This is a genomic window from Pontibacter sp. GD13, from assembly GCF_058216355.1.
In genome coordinates, this window is the sequence record NZ_JBYZMQ010000014.1 from 1 (window position 1) to 16,247 (window position 16,247).

10 protein-coding genes and 1 rRNA gene are annotated in these 16,247 nt (G+C 48.2%); 4 read left to right on the forward strand and 7 right to left on the reverse strand.

The genetic code is table 11. The features are described from left to right. The first annotated feature begins 3 nt into the window (after positions 1–3). A 5S ribosomal RNA gene (rrf, locus tag AC4BAN_RS15860) occupies positions 4–115 on the forward strand. Positions 116–538: 423 nt separating this feature from the next. Here the strand turns inward: rrf and AC4BAN_RS15865 are convergent. The 6 genes from AC4BAN_RS15865 to AC4BAN_RS15890 all read right to left on the reverse strand — a co-directional run bounded on the left by AC4BAN_RS15865 (position 539) and on the right by AC4BAN_RS15890 (position 8,569). Next, a complete protein-coding gene (locus AC4BAN_RS15865; protein WP_490565394.1) occupies positions 539–1,831 on the reverse strand; it encodes a M16 family metallopeptidase in 1,293 nt (430 codons plus the stop codon). Positions 1,832–1,850: 19 nt separating this feature from the next. Next, a complete protein-coding gene (porV, locus tag AC4BAN_RS15870; protein ID WP_490565395.1) occupies positions 1,851–2,966 on the reverse strand; it encodes a type IX secretion system outer membrane channel protein PorV in 1,116 nt (371 codons plus the stop codon). A 49-nt stretch (positions 2,967–3,015) separates the two neighbouring features. Further along, positions 3,016–6,855: a type IX secretion system sortase PorU gene (porU, locus tag AC4BAN_RS15875; RefSeq protein ID WP_490565396.1), complete on the reverse strand. Its 3,840-nt coding sequence runs from the start codon at positions 6,853–6,855 to the stop codon at positions 3,016–3,018. A gap of 104 nt (positions 6,856–6,959) precedes the next feature. Continuing rightward, positions 6,960–7,211 carry a phosphoribosylformylglycinamidine synthase subunit PurS gene (purS, locus tag AC4BAN_RS15880; protein WP_490565397.1) on the reverse strand — a complete coding sequence of 84 codons (252 nt, stop codon included), beginning with the start codon at positions 7,209–7,211 and terminating at the stop codon, positions 6,960–6,962. Further along, positions 7,208–7,912, reverse strand: a complete 705-nt coding sequence (locus tag AC4BAN_RS15885) for a CDP-alcohol phosphatidyltransferase family protein (RefSeq protein ID WP_490565398.1) — start codon at positions 7,910–7,912, stop codon at positions 7,208–7,210. Before AC4BAN_RS15885 ends, purS begins: the two co-directional genes overlap by 4 nt. Before the next feature lie 21 nt (positions 7,913–7,933). Further along, positions 7,934–8,569, reverse strand: a complete 636-nt coding sequence (locus AC4BAN_RS15890) for an MBL fold metallo-hydrolase (protein ID WP_490565399.1) — start codon at positions 8,567–8,569, stop codon at positions 7,934–7,936. An 83-nt stretch (positions 8,570–8,652) separates the two neighbouring features. Here AC4BAN_RS15890 and AC4BAN_RS15895 point away from each other — a divergent pair, with 83 nt between their 5' ends. The 3 genes from AC4BAN_RS15895 to AC4BAN_RS15905 are packed head-to-tail and all read left to right on the forward strand — an operon-like array spanning position 8,653 to position 14,085. Beyond that, positions 8,653–9,726 carry an NAD(P)/FAD-dependent oxidoreductase gene (locus tag AC4BAN_RS15895; RefSeq protein WP_490565400.1) on the forward strand — a complete coding sequence of 358 codons (1,074 nt, stop codon included), beginning with the start codon at positions 8,653–8,655 and terminating at the stop codon, positions 9,724–9,726. A 19-nt stretch (positions 9,727–9,745) separates the two neighbouring features. Next, positions 9,746–12,925 carry a hypothetical protein gene (locus tag AC4BAN_RS15900; protein WP_490565401.1) on the forward strand — a complete coding sequence of 1,060 codons (3,180 nt, stop codon included), beginning with the start codon at positions 9,746–9,748 and terminating at the stop codon, positions 12,923–12,925. Positions 12,926–12,933: 8 nt separating this feature from the next. Further along, entirely contained in the window at positions 12,934–14,085 is a 1,152-nt protein-coding gene (locus tag AC4BAN_RS15905; protein WP_490565402.1) for a serine hydrolase domain-containing protein, read from the forward strand. A 107-nt stretch (positions 14,086–14,192) separates the two neighbouring features. Here AC4BAN_RS15905 and AC4BAN_RS15910 read toward each other — a convergent pair whose 3' ends face one another. Next, a complete protein-coding gene (locus AC4BAN_RS15910) occupies positions 14,193–15,734 on the reverse strand; it encodes a SulP family inorganic anion transporter (protein ID WP_490565403.1) in 1,542 nt (513 codons plus the stop codon). Positions 15,735–16,247: the final 513 nt, after the last annotated feature.

The window sequence follows — 16,247 nt, forward strand, 5'->3', positions numbered from 1 at the left end:
GAGAATGGCGGCTATGGCTCCGGTGAGCACCTCTTCCCATCCCGAACAGAGAAGTTAAGCCCGGACGCGCCGATGGTACTGGGGTCACACCCGGGAGAGTAGGTGGCCGCCAACCCCACACCCCTGCGGGGCAGGTCCAACAGGGCCTGCCCCGCTTTGCGTTTACGCCAGCCCCCAAACAGCAGCAACCGGCAACGCCGACTGGCGCAGGGTGGCTGCCTAGGGCCCTGCCGGATAGGCGCCTCCTGCCAGCAACACGCGGCAGTGCAACCAGGGTAACACAAACACGTGAAAGAAAGAAAAACGAATGGAAGAATTCAGGTACAGGGAATCTTCAGCAGAACACCCGCCCCGGTATATCTGGGGCGGGTGTTCTGCTTTAACAGCCAACCGCCTGATAGGAGGGGGTAAACATAAACTACAACGGCTTTGTTCTTCAGTATACTCTTATAACGAGTTGTATTAAGGCATGATATTATACCAAAGGAGCGCAAACTATCAAGTTTGCGCTCCTTTGGTATATGACAAATTGGAGTAGCTATTTTCTGCCGGCAATAGCTGTGTATAAGTCTTTTTCCTGTAAATACTGTACTGCCAATTCCTGTATTTCAACTGCAGTTATGTTCCTGATGGTAGTGATGTAGTTATTATAATGATTTAAAGGTAATTGATGTAGCACTATTTTTTTATAACGATCACCCTGTTCAAATATAGTTGTTATTTCATTAATGAATTTACCAAGCATGTAATTACGGACAGTGTTCAGTTCCTCATCAGGTATAACTTCCTGTTGCAACCGCAGAATCTCTTTCTTAATCTCGGTAATCGTGTTATCTGTAACAAGATAATTAACGTCTGTGCCGATAAAAAAGAGCGTATCCCTCACCTTTGGGGAGATTGCAGAGTATATTCCATAAGTATAACCCTTTTCTTCCCTGATGTTCTTCATCAGTCTAGAGCCAAAATAGCCACCAAATAGCTCATTCATTACTTTAAGCTTTAAATAGTCAGCTGCACTGTTCAAAGGAAACGAACGGCCTATCCTTATGGATGACTGTAAACTATTTGCTATTTCTACGAGCTCGTATGTGCTGGTTTTCTGGTGATCTTTGACCGTGTTTTCTGCTTTTGGCCTAGCCGATACGAGGGTTGGTTGCAAAACTAATTTGCCAATACTATTAGTTAGATCACGTTGTACGACCTCATCAACAGCTCCACACGCAAAAACCTCCAGCTCTTGGGTTATATAGTGGTTCAAATAAAATTCCTGAAGTTGTTTGAGTTCAATCTGATCTACTGCCTCCTCATCTAGTCCAAACACATAAGGATGCCCTTCGCCATAAATCAGCTTGGTTAAGCTTTGTGTGGCTAAATAATTATTTTTCTGTTTTTGTACTTTAAGGTTCTGTTGGGTTCTCTTTTTTAAGAGCGTATATTCTTCCTCCGGGAAACTAGGATTTTGCAATACGTCCATCACAAGCTGGAGTAAGTGTCCGACATGCTTGGAGAGGCAGTAAAGTGTTAATTCAGTATGATCGTAGCCAGCGTTTATTTCCAGGGAGGCACCGTAGTAAGCTACTTTCTCAGCAATTTGTTTGGCAGTATGGTTTAATGTTCCCTCCAGCAACATTTTAGATGCTAGTTCAGATATTCCAGTTGCAGATTCATACCATTTGCCAGCCTTAAAAACAAAATCCAGCCTGATCACAGGCTGGGTTTCGCTTTTTATAATATGTAGTTTTGCTCCGTTTTCTAATTGTATGACTTCTGCAATTTGTAAAGAAACAGCATCGATCTCATGTATTTCGGGAGCTTTTGTTCTGTCAAGCATTATAAGTTATTTGGTTCAGTTAATCCAGGTTCAGTGCAATACTAAAACGTAATGTTTGAGCCAATGGGTTGTTTTGATCATTTGGAATAAGGTAAGCAGCGTCAATGCCGAATTTTTGGTACTTTAAGCCAAGACCTAGTGAAAAGTATTTACGGCCTCCCTTATTTTCGTTCTCATAGAAATAACCCGCTCTTGCTGCAAATAAGTTGTTATACCAGTATTCAACGCCACCATTAAGTACTACTTCCTGAAGCTCTTCACTGAAGCCACCCTCGGCATCACCAAAAGAGGTAAAGATACCGCTTAAAACCGTTTGTGTACTGTCAGCACCCGGAGATGGCACAAGTAGCTTATTGGCATCTAACACGAAAGTCAGCTTGTTGTATGCGTCCAGGTTATAGGTTACAGCAGTTCCTAATTTCAAATTGGTAGGAAGAAAATCTTTTTCGTCTTTGGTTGTATAAGAGATTTTGCCGCCAATATTGGAGATGTTTGCACCCAAAGCCAGGTTGAGCGACTGGCCGAGGTCCTTATTGTAGTAAACACCCACATCTACTGCAGCAGTGTTACCCGGCTCTGACTCAAAGGTAGAAGACGAACCTCCCACATTAACGTTGCCTGCCAGGTTAGAATGAATAAAGCGAGCCCCAATACCTAAGCTGAAGTTTTCGCTTAAAGCCTGGCCATAGGCGACAGAAACCGCATACTCTTTTGGATTGTAGTCCTGTATAGGATTGCGTTGCTCGTCAATAAATTGAATTTGACCCAGATCAAAGTATAGCAGCGAAACAGACAATGCCGAAGTCTCGCTTAATTTCTTGTATCCTGATAAATAACTCAGCGACATGTCGTCGACCAGGTTCCGCAACCATGGAGAATAGGAAAAGCTGACACTCATGTCATTTTGCACGAAGCCAAGCTTGGCAGGGTTCCAAAAAGTTGTGTTTGCATCTGGGCTTAACGCTACACCGGCATCACCGAGGGCAGCAGAACGCGCGTCTGGTGCTACTGTTAAAATAGGCACGGCGGTGGTAACCGCATTACTACCTACAGTAGACTGACCAAAAGCAAGGGGGGCGGAAGCAACGGCCATGATAAATGACACTGCCTTTATTAAAGTACTTCTTTTATACATAAGTAGTTTGTTGATAACTATACCAAATATAGAAATATTAGGGAAATTTTTAATTTAAAATTACAAGCTTTTCAAATTTAGAAACTTTTGAGCCGTCGGATTCTGTCCGCACATTCACTTTATAAATATAAACGCCTTTTGCTAGTACATCATTGTACTCATCCCGGCCATCCCATACTAAATCTGAAATATGTGTTTTGCTGGCATAACTTTTTGTTTCTAAGGTTTTTACAAGTTTGCCGGATATTGTGTATATCTGTATCTGTATTTCCAGATCCTCGCCAGCCCTGTTATGATCAAAGTGAAAGGTGGTTTTAGTAGAAAATGGGTTAGGGTAGTTCAGCACATGCTCTAACGCAATTTTGCTATCATTAGATACAATAAATTCTATGTATTCTTCGGCAGCATTGTTATGCGTGTCCCAAGCCTTTATCCGTAGGGAATGAGGCCCTGCGGCTAAGTCTTTGAAGGCATATTTTACCCGGCCTTGCTGGTAGCTGTCTGCTGCTGCGGTATAATAATCATTTAATACGACCAAGTTGTCACGGTCCTCATCCAGCACTGCCGTTAATTCATGACCGATTCCCAAGCCTGCGGTGTTAATTCCATTATCATCAAACAAGTTTGCCAGTAGTACAGCATCTTTTCCAGATGGGCCACCAAATACAAAAGATTCATCGTTTATAAAAACGCGTATAGTCGGGGGTGTGTTATCCGCTACTACGTTAGCGGCAGTTCCTCCAATCACGATCGTTTGGTTAGCCCCCATCGCTTCTTGTGTTTGGTTATTGGCGTAAAGCGATATCTTGCCCTTGCCGTAGTTATAGGCTATATCTTTGGGTACGACAAAGGAAACGTCGAAGAGGCCATTTTTTACCGTGGCCTGCCCATCGTACAGTACATTTTCGAGTACCTTAATGGTAGTGGGTTGTGAGCCTTCATCTCCGAATGTGCGCAGGCTGGCGGGCTTTTCATAAACCGTGATTTTTAATTCGCCATTGAACGCTGAAGCGAGTGCGCCAGAAGGGGTTGTAACGGCACCTTTCAGGTTCGCTTTGCCAAGAGCACTTAAGGTGTCGGCGGCAACCGGCTTGTCATTTATCTCTGTAATCTGCGCTTGCAGGGCAGGCGATGCCAATTGTAAGGATGGGTCTGCCAGCAGGGAGAAGTTCCTGTTGTTAACACCCTTTGATCCACTTATATTATCTGTTATACTGTTATTCTTAGTATGCAACACCAAGTCGCCTAACCGTGGTTGAGAACCCGCTGCGGTTGTAAACGCAGCTTTAAAAAAGTTTCTGTTCAGCACACGGTTCCCGTTCGAGTAAACAGGTCGCGTTGTTGTGATGAGGCCAACGGCACCCCCATAGGGGTTTAGCAAGGCCGTCTCCGCACCCGATGGACGGGCAGGGTCGTCGTAGCGCCCGAATTCGCAGGTGGCAGTTAGTATGAAAGTGAGTTTGTCCTTGTTCGTCCAGCGATTTATTTGCGGAATGGTGAGCAACTGTTCAGCGGCCCAACTCACTTCGTTGCCGTGCCCTGTGTAGTTCGTGATCAACGAACCTTGCTCAATGGCCTTATCCAGAGCAAGGTTAGCCTCTGGCGCCCGCTGGCCGTTCGATACAGCGATTTGGCGGTACAAGTCTACGTAAATTTTATTCAGATTATAGTCTGGGGCATTGGTTTGCAGGAAGTTTGCCAGATACTCGGCATCGTTCTGGTGCTCGTTGTAATCCCCGTCATCAGCCACCAGGGTAACTTTGCTGCGCCACTTTCCAAAATGCGAAGGGCTATCGTAAGCGATAATCTTGTTAACGAGGTTGGCGGCTTCTATGGCAGACTTAGCAGGCAAACGCCCGATGCCCACATCCAGTAAATGATCCCCTAACGTGTTTTCGAGCCACTCCCCTTCTGCTTCATCCAGAAACCCGAAATAGTCTTCGGAGGAGTAACTCGTGATAGGGTGTAAAGACTGCCTCGATTCATAGATCGGAACAAAGTTGGTGTTATTGACCAGCCTGTTTTTGTAGTCGTATGAGGCATCCCCGAATAACAGGAGGTACAGGTGGTTGCTGCCGCTTTTGCTACTGCGCATGTACAGCATCCGCATAAAATCGCGGATAGCGGTAACATCCTGCGCACCCGATGAAAATTCGTTGAAAACCTGATTAGTGGTTACCACCAGCACCTGCATGCTGCTTCGGTTTCTGCGGTGCGCGGCCAGTCTGTTTGCCTCTTGCAGGAAAGCAGGATGCGTGATGATCACAAAGTCAAGCTGGCCATCCAGATTTTGGCTATGCAGGTTTTGGTTGGCTACTTTGCCAACCGCCAATGGCTTGCTCGTGATGTTGCCTTGTAGTACCACGAACTCACGCAGGTTTGCCGTGGAGGTACTGAAACGAAGGTCTGCTCCGGCTGTTGTCTCAAGCAGGGCTGGCTCCAGCGGGTTGGTTACTTCCCAAACCATGGCTCCGGCGGGGGCACCTGCAATACTGAAGGTGCTGACAGGAGCTGTTGTGCTGGACACGGATCTGAAGCTTGTTTGCTCACCATAAAGCCTTAGCTGTCGCTCGTACTCCAATTCCAGGTAGTTGAGGTATCCTAGAGAGGTAGAGCTGCCCCCGGTATTGAAGTTCAGGTTTACCTTCATCTCCGAACCCGGCTGCTGATTGATCGTGTAGGTCTTCAGGCTGTTTACCCCTTCCGGATGGAAGTTATAATTGCCCCTGTTCGGGATGTCCTGGCTGCCAACACTCTGGTTGTTCACCTTGATCGAAAAGGAGCAGTTTGCAGGAGAGTTGGCCATCAGGAAAGCAGTTAGTTCTGCACTGGAACCGGCCACTGCATCAGAAACAGGAAAGGTTATATCACGGGATGAAGTGAAGGAGCTGAATTCCTCCCCGTACCACTCGCGCCCGGAAAAAACCATGTTCTTCAGGTCCTTTTCGTGGAATAAGTGCTCGTTGTAGCTGGTGATGGTCTGCACGGACCCGGTAGTCTGCGCCTGGCTGCGAATGCGCGTACCCGGGCCAGCCCCAATCCGCAGAAAGTAAAAAGCGGTATCTGAGTATACGTTGTAAGTATGCTCAAACTGTTTCAGGGCATTGTTATAGCGCCACACATGCGGCCCCTGCGCATAGAAAAGCGCATAGTCAGCATCGTCAAAACGCCCATCTCCCTCTCCAATCACCATGATCGGGTTCTCTGTCAGGTCGTCTGGTCGTGGGGAGCTGTTTGGCTGAGGCAACATGCCGCCGCCGTTCCCAAAAACCTGGATCGTGCGAGGGTCCAGGGAAGAGGTGGTTATACCCAGGGCCTGCAGTGTGCTTTTATCGATCTTATAAACGCCTGACGAGGTAACTGCCAGCTTATACCATGAGCCGCTGCTTAAAACAGAATTACTGGCAGCGCCTTGGCTACCGTTACGCGCAAGAGCTCTGTTAACGGGGTTTGAAGTATAAGTATAGCTGAAGGAAATGAGTTTCTCTAACTGCCTGGTCTGGGCATTGCGCCGGATGGGAAGTATGGATACCAGCGCCACAGGGGTTTTGTTCTCGGAAGAGTTGGCGATGCTGATGGTGGGATCAGCCGCGATGGTAAGTTGCGCAAGGAGTTTCTGTTCTTCGGGGTTAAAAGCCTTATAGATGGGGTTTGTAAGGGTAAGGCCACTAAGGTGCAGGGGAAGACGGAGCCGGTAATAAGGCAGGAGCGTGGTATAATCTACCGTAGCGCCATCAAATGTCGGGACTTTACCGGGGGTGGTGCCTGTAGCCGGCACCGTTTCATATCCGCCCCAGTTTAGCGCAATATTCGTTTGTGCTTCTGCACGGAAAGACAAAAAGCAAAACAAAAATAAGGAGCAAGCAAAAACTAGTCGGATAAGGGCCATCTTAAACTGTACTTTTGTTAAACCACATGGCTGTGCCCAAACGCTCGTGGCAGGGCATAGTATGTTAACAAATATACAGTTAAATTATTGTAATCCAGCCAGCTTTACGCCAGTTTCAGCTCAAAGCTGTAGGACTCCATGATCAGGTTCGCCAGCAATTTGCTACATGCTTTCTCTACCTTCTCACGGGCAATCTCCTCGGTTTCAGCTTCCAGGTTAAGGGTGATGTGCTTTCCAATGCGAACATCATCCACCTGATCAAGCCCTAAGTGCTCCAGGCCTAACAAAACAGCTTTGCCTTGAGGGTCTAATAACTCCGGGCGAGGCATTACGTCAATTTCGGCAATGAATTTCATGAGTGTGCGGTTTTTTTGATGATGGACAACAAGATATAGACCACTATGATCAGTGGTATTGCTGCGAATTTAAGCAGAGCGATTAAGATTAGCGACAGAATCAGGAAAATAAAGCGCAGCGAGTTATCCTGCCAACTCAGGTTGGTGAACTTAAGGGCGAACAAGGGCAGCTCGGCCACCAGCAAAAAAGACAAAACCGCGGTAATAGCCAGCAAGCCAAGTGGGTTAAGTATGATCTCGTAGTGGATCAGGTCGCCTTGAGACAGGATGAGTGGCAGCGAAGCCACGAAAATGGTGCATGCCGGGGTAGGCAAGCCTATAAAAGAAGTGGTTTGCCGGGTGTCGATGTTGAATTTTGCCAGCCGTAAAGCGGAGAAAATAGTGATCAGGAACCCAAAGAACGCAACCTGCCCTGCAGGCAGGCCAACTATGAAATCGCCGGATTTCTGTAGCAGCATGAACATAACCGTACCCGGAACCACACCAAACGAAACCATGTCTGCCAGCGAATCGAGCTGCTTCCCTATTTCAGAATAGGCTCCCAACACGCGGGCGACCATGCCATCCAGAAAGTCGAAGACGGCGGCAACCGCCACCAGGTAAGCCGTGTAAACCAATTGGTCGTGAAAGGCAAAGTATAGCGCCAGGCAACCTGAGAACAGGTTAAGGCAGGTAATGGTATTGGGGATGTGTTTTTTCATGCAAGGGGTGCGGTAATAGGGCTACTGCAGAAAAGGGTTATACTTTTTCTCATACCCGATGGTTGTTTCGGGGCCATGGCCGGGATAAACGGTTACCTCGTCGGGTAAAACGAAAAGCTTCGTCCGGATACTTTGAGTAAGCGTGTCGAAATCGCCTCCGGGCAGGTCGGTGCGGCCAATGCTGTCTTTAAACAGCACATCGCCGCCTATAACCACCTTGTCTTTTTTGTTATAGAACACAACATGGCCTGGAGCATGGCCAGGAGCAAGCAGTACTTCCAACTCGGTGTTGCCGAAAGTTACGGTATCGCCCTCTGCTAAGAATTTGCCGGGTAGCTGCTCCGCATACAGCGGAAAACCATAATTAGGCGAATAGGCGGGTACAGCGCGAAGTATGGCCTCTTCATCAGGATGAATCTCAAGTTCTACCCCATAGGTGTCGGCTATAAACTTATTGCCCAGTACGTGGTCTATGTGGCAGTGGGTGTTTAGTAAGCGCACCACCTTCAGGTTGTTATCCGCCACAAACTGCTTCAGTTGCTCCTGCTCCTGCTTTTCGTAGCAGCCCGGATCTATCACCACACACGCTTTGGTTTCGTCGTGCAGCAGGTAGGTGTTCTCCTGAAAAGGATTGAAGGTAAGGCAGGTAATCGTCATAGCTTGTCCTGGTTTTGTTTTCTGACACACGAAATAGGCTTCCAAGTTACGAATTTCACCTGTACATCTTGTAACTTGCCTTTATGAATTACGATTTTATAGTTGTGGGCCATGGCCTGGCGGGTGCTATTCTGAGCTATACGCTGCGCAAAAGGGGGCATCGGGTGCTGGTGATCGACGAGCCAAAGCCGAACTCCGCTTCGAATGTAGCTGCCGGGCTGGTAAACCCTGTTGCCGGAAAGCGCTTTGCCAAGTCGTGGCTGGCAGATGAGATGCTGCCGGCAGCCGATGCCCTGTACCAGGAACTGGGAGCGTGCTTTGGGCAGGAGTTCTTTGTTCATGCGCCTATCTATAAAATATTCTCCTCTATAGCCGAGCAGAACACCTGGATGGCGAAGAGCGCGGATGCAGGCTGGAAAGGATACATTGAGGCAACGTATACACAAAGCACAGGGCAGCCGGGTATTCAAGACCCCTACGGCGGCATCCTGATCGCGCGCGGGGGATACCTGAAAGTGCCTGAAATGCTCCGCTCGCTCACACAGGATTTAATGGAGAAAGGCCTTCTACTACCCGAGCGTTTTGAGATAAGCCAGCTGCAGGTAACAGCGGACGGAGTAACGTATAAAGAAGATGAGGCTAACCGCCTCATCTTCTGTGAGGGATTTCAGGCCATACACAACCCCTACTTTAAGTGGCTGCCTTTGCAGCCTACCAAAGGGGAGGTGCTGGAGGTGGAAGCCGATAAATTTAAAGCCGATTGCATCTATAATAAGGCTGTTTACGTTGTTCCGGTAGGAGCAGGAAAGTTTAAGGTAGGCGCCACCTACGACTGGCGGCAGCCTGATGAGCAACCAACTCCTGCCGGTGAAGAAGAACTGGCAGAAAGGTTCAGTCAGATCACGAAGCAGAACTTTAGCATTTTGCAGCACTGTGCAGGAATAAGGCCGGCTGTGCGCGACAGGCACCCCTTGGCAGGACAACATCCTGCCTACCCGCGCTTAGCTGTTTTTAATGGGATGGGATCGAAAGGGGTGATGATGGCGCCTTACCTGGCGCTTAATTTTGCGGATTTCCTTGAAAACAAAGCCGGCCTGATACCAGAGATACATATTTCGCGGTATTTTTCGTTATATTACAACTACAAAGAACAATAGAACTATCAACCCTGAGCGCATGCGTTTATACACTAGGTTAATGTTACTGTTTGTGCTGTTCCTGCTAGCAGCAAATACCCTTCAGGCACAACCTGGCCGCGATGTTTTTGGCAAAAGCCGGATACAATACAAGAACTTTGACTGGCAGCTGTACAGTACCCAAAACTTTAATGTGTACTTCTACCAGGGCGGCAGCAAAACCGCTCTCAACGCGGCCGAGTATGCCGAAAAGGAGCTAAAGCGCATTACCAGCCTAATCGGCTATTACCCTTACTCCAAAATAACGGTTATCCTCTACAACTCCACCACAGACCTGCGGCAGAGCAATATAGGCTTGAACAGCGATCAATACCAGACCGGTGGCGAAACGCTGTTCATGAAAAATAAGATCGAGCTGGCCTTCAATTCGAGCCAGACCGATTTTAAGCGCGACCTGAGCTATAACCTGACCGAGCTGCTGTTAAATGATATGATGTATGGCGGAAGCCTGAAAGAAGCGCTGCAAAGCAGTTATCTCCTGCGCCTGCCCGACTGGTTTATTAGCGGCGCCTCAGCCTACACGGCAGAGGGTTGGAGCATTCGGATGGACAATTTCATGCGCGATATGCTGCTGGAGAGCAAGCAGCGTCCGGAAGCGTTCTTTGCCAGAAACCCGGAGCTGGCTGGCCAGTCTGTCTGGAATTATATTGCCGAGCGCTATGGCTACACATCTATCCAGAATATCCTAAACCTGACCCGTATCACGCGGGATGTGGAAATCGGCATTACTAGTAGCCTGAACATCCCGTACAAGCGGTTTTTACAGGATTGGTACAACTACTATCTACAGATCAACAGCAGCACCGATAACCCACTGGTAAGTATGCCGGAAGCTGCCAAGCTGATCAAAAAGAACAAACAGCTGCATCATTACACAGAACCGGTGCTGAACCCTGCCGGCAATTTGCTGGCCTATGCCGAAACAGACAATGGCAACTTCAAGATCATTGTGCAGGATGTGCGCTCTAAGCGCAGTAGGGTGGTATGGCGCGGCGGCTATAAAACCATGGATCAAATGGTGGACTATGCGATTCCTGTGCTGGCCTGGCGGACTAACTCCCAGCTGGGCTTTATAGAGGCGCGCCGGGGTAAAATGACGCTCCGGCAGGTAAACGCCACAGATCGCTTTTCATTGATCCCTTTATATGAGAACCTGACCACGGCCGCCGTTGCCCTGGAGCAGTTTACGCAGGTGTACGACATGAACTACTCCGAAAACGGGCAGGAACTGGTTATAAGCGCTACCCAGGATGGGCAAACGGATATTTTCCTGTTGAGTGCCAGTGGCCGTCTGCAGAAGCAACTCACCAAAGATATTTACGATGATATCCACCCCGACTTTGTAAAAGGATCGAACAACATCGTGTTCAGTTCCAACCGCTGGGTAGACACAACGGGCAGGGCAGCTGCCCCATCTTTCTCCAGTATTGTAAACAACTATGATATCTTTTTACTGGAGCGGCAAGGGCCTAATTCCAATTTGCGGCAGATCACGCATTCTATAGCCAGCGAGCTGCACCCACGCTCCACCGAGGATGGGAACATACTTTACCTGAGTGAGGAAAGCGGCATAAGTAGCCTGTACAGCTACGATTTAAGTACGAACACAAGCAAGCCTCTCACAAACTTTATTCAGGGCATAGAGGATTACGATTACGTAGCGGCCAACAACACGCTGGCTTTATCGGCCAAAGACAGGTCAGTTGAGTTCATATACCTGCTACCTGGCTTTGCCCCCACTAGTTTAGAGAAGCTCCCTAAAACCTCACGCCAGATTATTCTGGAGACCCGTGTGCGCTTGCCCCAGCAAGCGGCTACCCGCAAGCTACTCGGAAATCAGGCGGGTAAACAGGATTCCACACGGGCAAAAGGGGAGGTGAACATTGAGAATTACGAGTTCGATAAGGCGGAGCAACCTGCCAAGTCAGCACCCAGAACTTCCATTCTAAAGGCGGCCACAGCCGATAACAACCTGCAGATTTCAGGTCCTCTTGATTATGACCTGCGCTTTAGCGTGCATGAGATTGTGACCTCTGTTTATGCAGACCCGCAGTTGGGCTTTGGTATTGTGGCAGGTGTCAACATGAGCGATCTGTTTGAGAATCATCATATCCGTGGCAGTGCCTTCCTGCGGACAGATCTGGAAACGAGTCGCCTTTGGGCAGAGTACATGAACCTGAAAAACCGGGTGGACCTGGGCATGCAGTTCAGGCGTGACATCATTGTAACGCAAGTACCTGAAACGAACGCCGTGCTGCGCTTTGCAAAGAATGAGTTCTCTCCTACGCTGGTATACCCTTTAAGCCATAGCACCAGTATCAGGGCGCAGCCTAAGTTTGTGAACACACGCTTTACTTTTGTAAACAACTTTGCCACCCCGGATAGTGTAACCAATTTTGGAGGTGGGAATGTGGAGTTGGTATACGATAATTCCGTGGCTACTGGTGTTAACATGCTGGAAGGCACCCGGATGAAAGCCGGCGTACTTAGCTTAAAGGGCTTTAAAGAATCAGCGGTTAATTTCAGCAAGTTTTACGTAGACCTGCGCCATTACCAGAAACTACACCGCCAGATTATACTTGCCACCCGCTTAAGCTATGGGGCCTTTTTTGGCAATTCGCCTAAAAAATTCCTGATCGGCGGAATGGATAACTGGTTGTTGGCCAATGAAGACGATGCCTCGGATCAAAACGATATCCTGATCCAGTCTCCTGCCGACCTATTTTACCTGGAGTATGCCACGCCTCTCCGGGGGTTTAACTACAATACCCGCAATGGTAATAAGTACTTGCTGGCAAATGCCGAGCTACGCATCCCCATTGTGCAGTATCTCTATAATGGCCCCATCCCATCGGGCTTTTTCAGAAACCTGCAGCTGACCGCTTTCGCCGACGCCGGTTCAGCTTATAATGGTTCTAACCCTTTTACGGGCAACAACTCTATAAACACACGGGTGGTTGGCGGTGCAGTAAGCGCAACAGAGGGTAGCCCCTTCGAGATTACCGTGATCAACTATCGCAACCCGTTTTTAGTGGGCTATGGCCTGGGCGCACGCACCACCCTGCTCGGCGTGTACGGAAAACTGGATGTGGCCTGGGGAGAGGAAGATTATCATAGCAAGGGCCCTAAGTTTTACATTACCTTGGGCTACGATTTCTAAGCTACTCCATGAGCATTAAAACAAAACGTTTTGCTATTGGGGCAGTGCTACTGCTTGGCCTTGCCGCCGCCTGGATTAACATGGCTGGTAAGAACTATGTATATAAGGCCGTGTTCTATAATTTTGCGGATATTGATGATAACCGGATATTCGAGCAACGTAAAATAGCGGCAGCCCCGCCGGCACAACCCTGGCCTCTTGCCGCCGGCTACAATAAAACAAAGTTGCCCTCTAAATTACAAGACCTGCACAACGAATTGCAGTCAGTAGCTTTCCTGGTTATAAAAGACGATTCTATACTATATGAGCAGTATTGGAACGGCTATTCGGATGCCTCGCTTAGTAATTCTTTTTCTATGGCCAAGAGCATTGTAAGCATGCTGATCGGGGTTGCCATTAAGGAGGGGGATATTAAAAGCGTGGAGCAGCCGGTGGGTGATTTTTTGCCTGCATTTAAAAAGGGCGCTAAAGCAAAGATAAAAATAAAGCATTTGCTCTGGATGAGTTCTGGCCTTAACTGGGATGAGTCGTATAGCAGCCCCTTCTCCATGACGACAGAAGCCTACTATGGCACCGACCTGAAAAGGCTCATTAACAGGTTGGAGGCAATGGAAGAGCCGGGTAAAGAGTTCAGCTATAAAAGTGGCGACACCCAGGTATTAGCCTTTGTGCTGAAAGCCGCCACGGGCAAGAACCTGAGTGAACTGGCTGAAGAGAAGCTTTGGAAACCCCTGGGTGCGGAGAAAAATGCCGAGTGGAGCGTAGACCAGCCGGATGGGATAGAGAAAGCATACTGTTGCTTTTTCTCCAATGCCCGCGACTTTGCCCGCCTCGGTAAGCTCTATTTGCATAACGGTATCTGGAACGGCGATACCATTGTTACTCCCGCATTTGTAAGGTCCTCCATCACGCCAAGCGGTATCATCGATGCAGATGATAAAAGTGCAGTAGATTTTTATGGATACCAATGGTGGTTGATACCAAATTACAAAGGGCAGGATATTTTTTACGCACGCGGTATACTTGGGCAATACATTATTGTAATGCCGGAGAGGAACATCATCATCGTGCGCCTGGGCAAGGAACGGGCTGAGCGTATCGGGAAACACCCTGGTGAGGTACTCGCCATGATCGATGCCATTGACGAAATGGAAAAATAAGACGGCTTTCTTATTAAAAGCGATACAACGTCGCATAAAAGTATAAGTGCCGCTGTTGCGCAATACATGAGCAACAGCGGCACTTATACTTTGCAACCCTTGCAGTTTCAGGCAAGCTTATCGGTTGCCACAGCGTAGTGCGGGTCTTCCAGTATGTTCACGTCTATTACAAGCTCAGCATTCTTGAGTAGTAGCCTGCAGTCCTCGCTTAAATGCTTCAGATGAAGTTTCTTGCCCGCATTAAAGTACCGTTCCGTTAATTTATTCAAGGCATCAATCCCTGACATATCGGCCACCCTGCTTTCTTTGAAATCAACTACTACCTCTTTCGGATCATGCAGCACATCAAATTTCTCGGAGAACGCGGTTACAGAACCAAAAAATAGTGGTCCGTAGATCTCATAATGCTTTACGCCATCAGGATCAATGAACTTTCGGGCTCTGATGCGTTTGGCGCTTTCCCAGGCAAAAACCAACGCAGAGATGATAACGCCAATCAGTACGGCAAGCGCCAGGTTGTGCAGCCAGATCGTGATCACGGCCACTAGCACCCCGACAAAAATATCCTGTTTCGGCATTTTGTTAATGATCCTGAAGCTGATCCACTCAAAGGTGCCTATCGCCACCATCACCATCACGCCCACCAGCGCAGCCATCGGTACCAGCTCGATAACGGGGGCGCCGAAAAGGATAATGGCCAGAATGGTAAACGCGGCCACAATGCCAGACAAACGCGCTCTTGACCCAGCCGATAGGTTCACCAGTGTCTGAGCGATCATGGCGCATCCACCCATCCCAAAGAAGAATCCATTTAAAAGGTTCGCGCTTCCCTGTGCCACGCACTCCCTGTTTCCCTGTCCTCTTGTCGCTGTAATCTCATCCACGAGGTTAAGGGTTAAAAGACTTTCTGTTAGTCCGACACCTGCCATAATCAAGGCATACGGAAATATCACCTGAAGCATTTCCAGGCTAAGGGGTACAGAAGGAACATGAAAAGGGGGGAAGCCACCACTGACCGCAGCGATGTCTGCCACAGTTTTTGTATCGATTCCGAAACCAAGCACCATTAAAAAAACGACAATAATGGCTACCAGTGAAGGCGGCACCGCTTTCGTGATTCTGGGCAACAGCACAATAATGGCAATGGTTAAAGCCACCAGGCCAGCCATGATATAAAGCGAACTGCCAGAGATCCAGCTTACTTGGCCGTTAGACACCACTTTAAACTGCTCCAACTGAGACATGAAAATAATAACAGCCAAGCCATTTACAAACCCATACATAACTGGCTGCGGCACCAGCCGGATGAACTTGCCTAACTTAAAAACACCTACCAGAATTTGCAGGATGCCTGCCAGCGCCACGGCAGCAAACACATACTCGAACCCATGCGACTGCATTAAGGCAATTAAAACGACCACCGTTGCCCCCGCCCCACCTGAGATCATGCCTGGCCTGCCACCGAAAACAGCAGTAACCAGACCCATGATAAAGGCAGCATACAAGCCCACCAGCGGCGGAAATCCAGCCAGTATAGCAAACGAGAGCGATTCCGGGATCATCGTCATGGCAACAGTAAGGCCTGCCAGTACTTCTACCTTATAGTCTACTTTTTGGCTGAAATCGAAGAGCCTGAGATATTGTTTCATGCGAAAGAATGAGAAAAACGATAATTTAAAACAGAGGCTACAGTAAAGTTGACCTCTTGTGCATCCTGAGGATGACGGCAAGAAAATGATCAGGGCCAGGCAACTGTCAGCAGGCTACTGCTTGCCCGCAAATAGCTTTTGCCCGCGTTGTGGCAGGTATTTACTGATAAAAGGACTGGGTGAGCAAGACTAATTGAAAACTCCGAACAGATAGAATACTTGGAGTGGCCTGCTTTCTTGCTTGGCAGAAGTCTGGAGCACTTTACAAAGTATTCCGGCAATTTCTTCCTCTCCCTAAAAAGGGCGTAAAGCTTGTTTGGCAAGAGGATTCAGGGTGGAGTAATTGTTTTAAACTGTACTGCGTGTCTCATTGTAGCTGCAAAAGTATAATTTTTTTAACGAAAAGGGAAGATTTGCCTTTCTATTCGTCCATTGTCGGGGCAGCACTAAAAAGAAAAGAGCTCCCGCGCCTAAGTCAGGCAAGGGAGCTCTTAAAGTATAAAACATGAGCTG

Bases quoted from the DNA above. Each gene is read 5' to 3' on its own strand.
- AC4BAN_RS15910 (WP_490565403.1), bottom strand. From the start codon at position 15,734: ATGAAACAATATCTCAGGCTCTTCGATTTCAGCCAAAAAGTAGACTAT.
- AC4BAN_RS15865 (WP_490565394.1), bottom strand. From the start codon at position 1,831: ATGCTTGACAGAACAAAAGCTCCCGAAATACATGAGATCGATGCTGTT.
- porV (WP_490565395.1), bottom strand. From the start codon at position 2,966: ATGTATAAAAGAAGTACTTTAATAAAGGCAGTGTCATTTATCATGGCC.
- AC4BAN_RS15905 (WP_490565402.1), top strand. From the start codon at position 12,934: ATGAGCATTAAAACAAAACGTTTTGCTATTGGGGCAGTGCTACTGCTT.
- porU (WP_490565396.1), bottom strand. From the start codon at position 6,855: ATGGCCCTTATCCGACTAGTTTTTGCTTGCTCCTTATTTTTGTTTTGC.
- AC4BAN_RS15895 (WP_490565400.1), top strand. From the start codon at position 8,653: ATGAATTACGATTTTATAGTTGTGGGCCATGGCCTGGCGGGTGCTATT.
- AC4BAN_RS15900 (WP_490565401.1), top strand. From the start codon at position 9,746: ATGCGTTTATACACTAGGTTAATGTTACTGTTTGTGCTGTTCCTGCTA.
- AC4BAN_RS15885 (WP_490565398.1), bottom strand. From the start codon at position 7,912: ATGAAAAAACACATCCCCAATACCATTACCTGCCTTAACCTGTTCTCA.
- AC4BAN_RS15890 (WP_490565399.1), bottom strand. From the start codon at position 8,569: ATGACGATTACCTGCCTTACCTTCAATCCTTTTCAGGAGAACACCTAC.
- purS (WP_490565397.1), bottom strand. From the start codon at position 7,211: ATGAAATTCATTGCCGAAATTGACGTAATGCCTCGCCCGGAGTTATTA.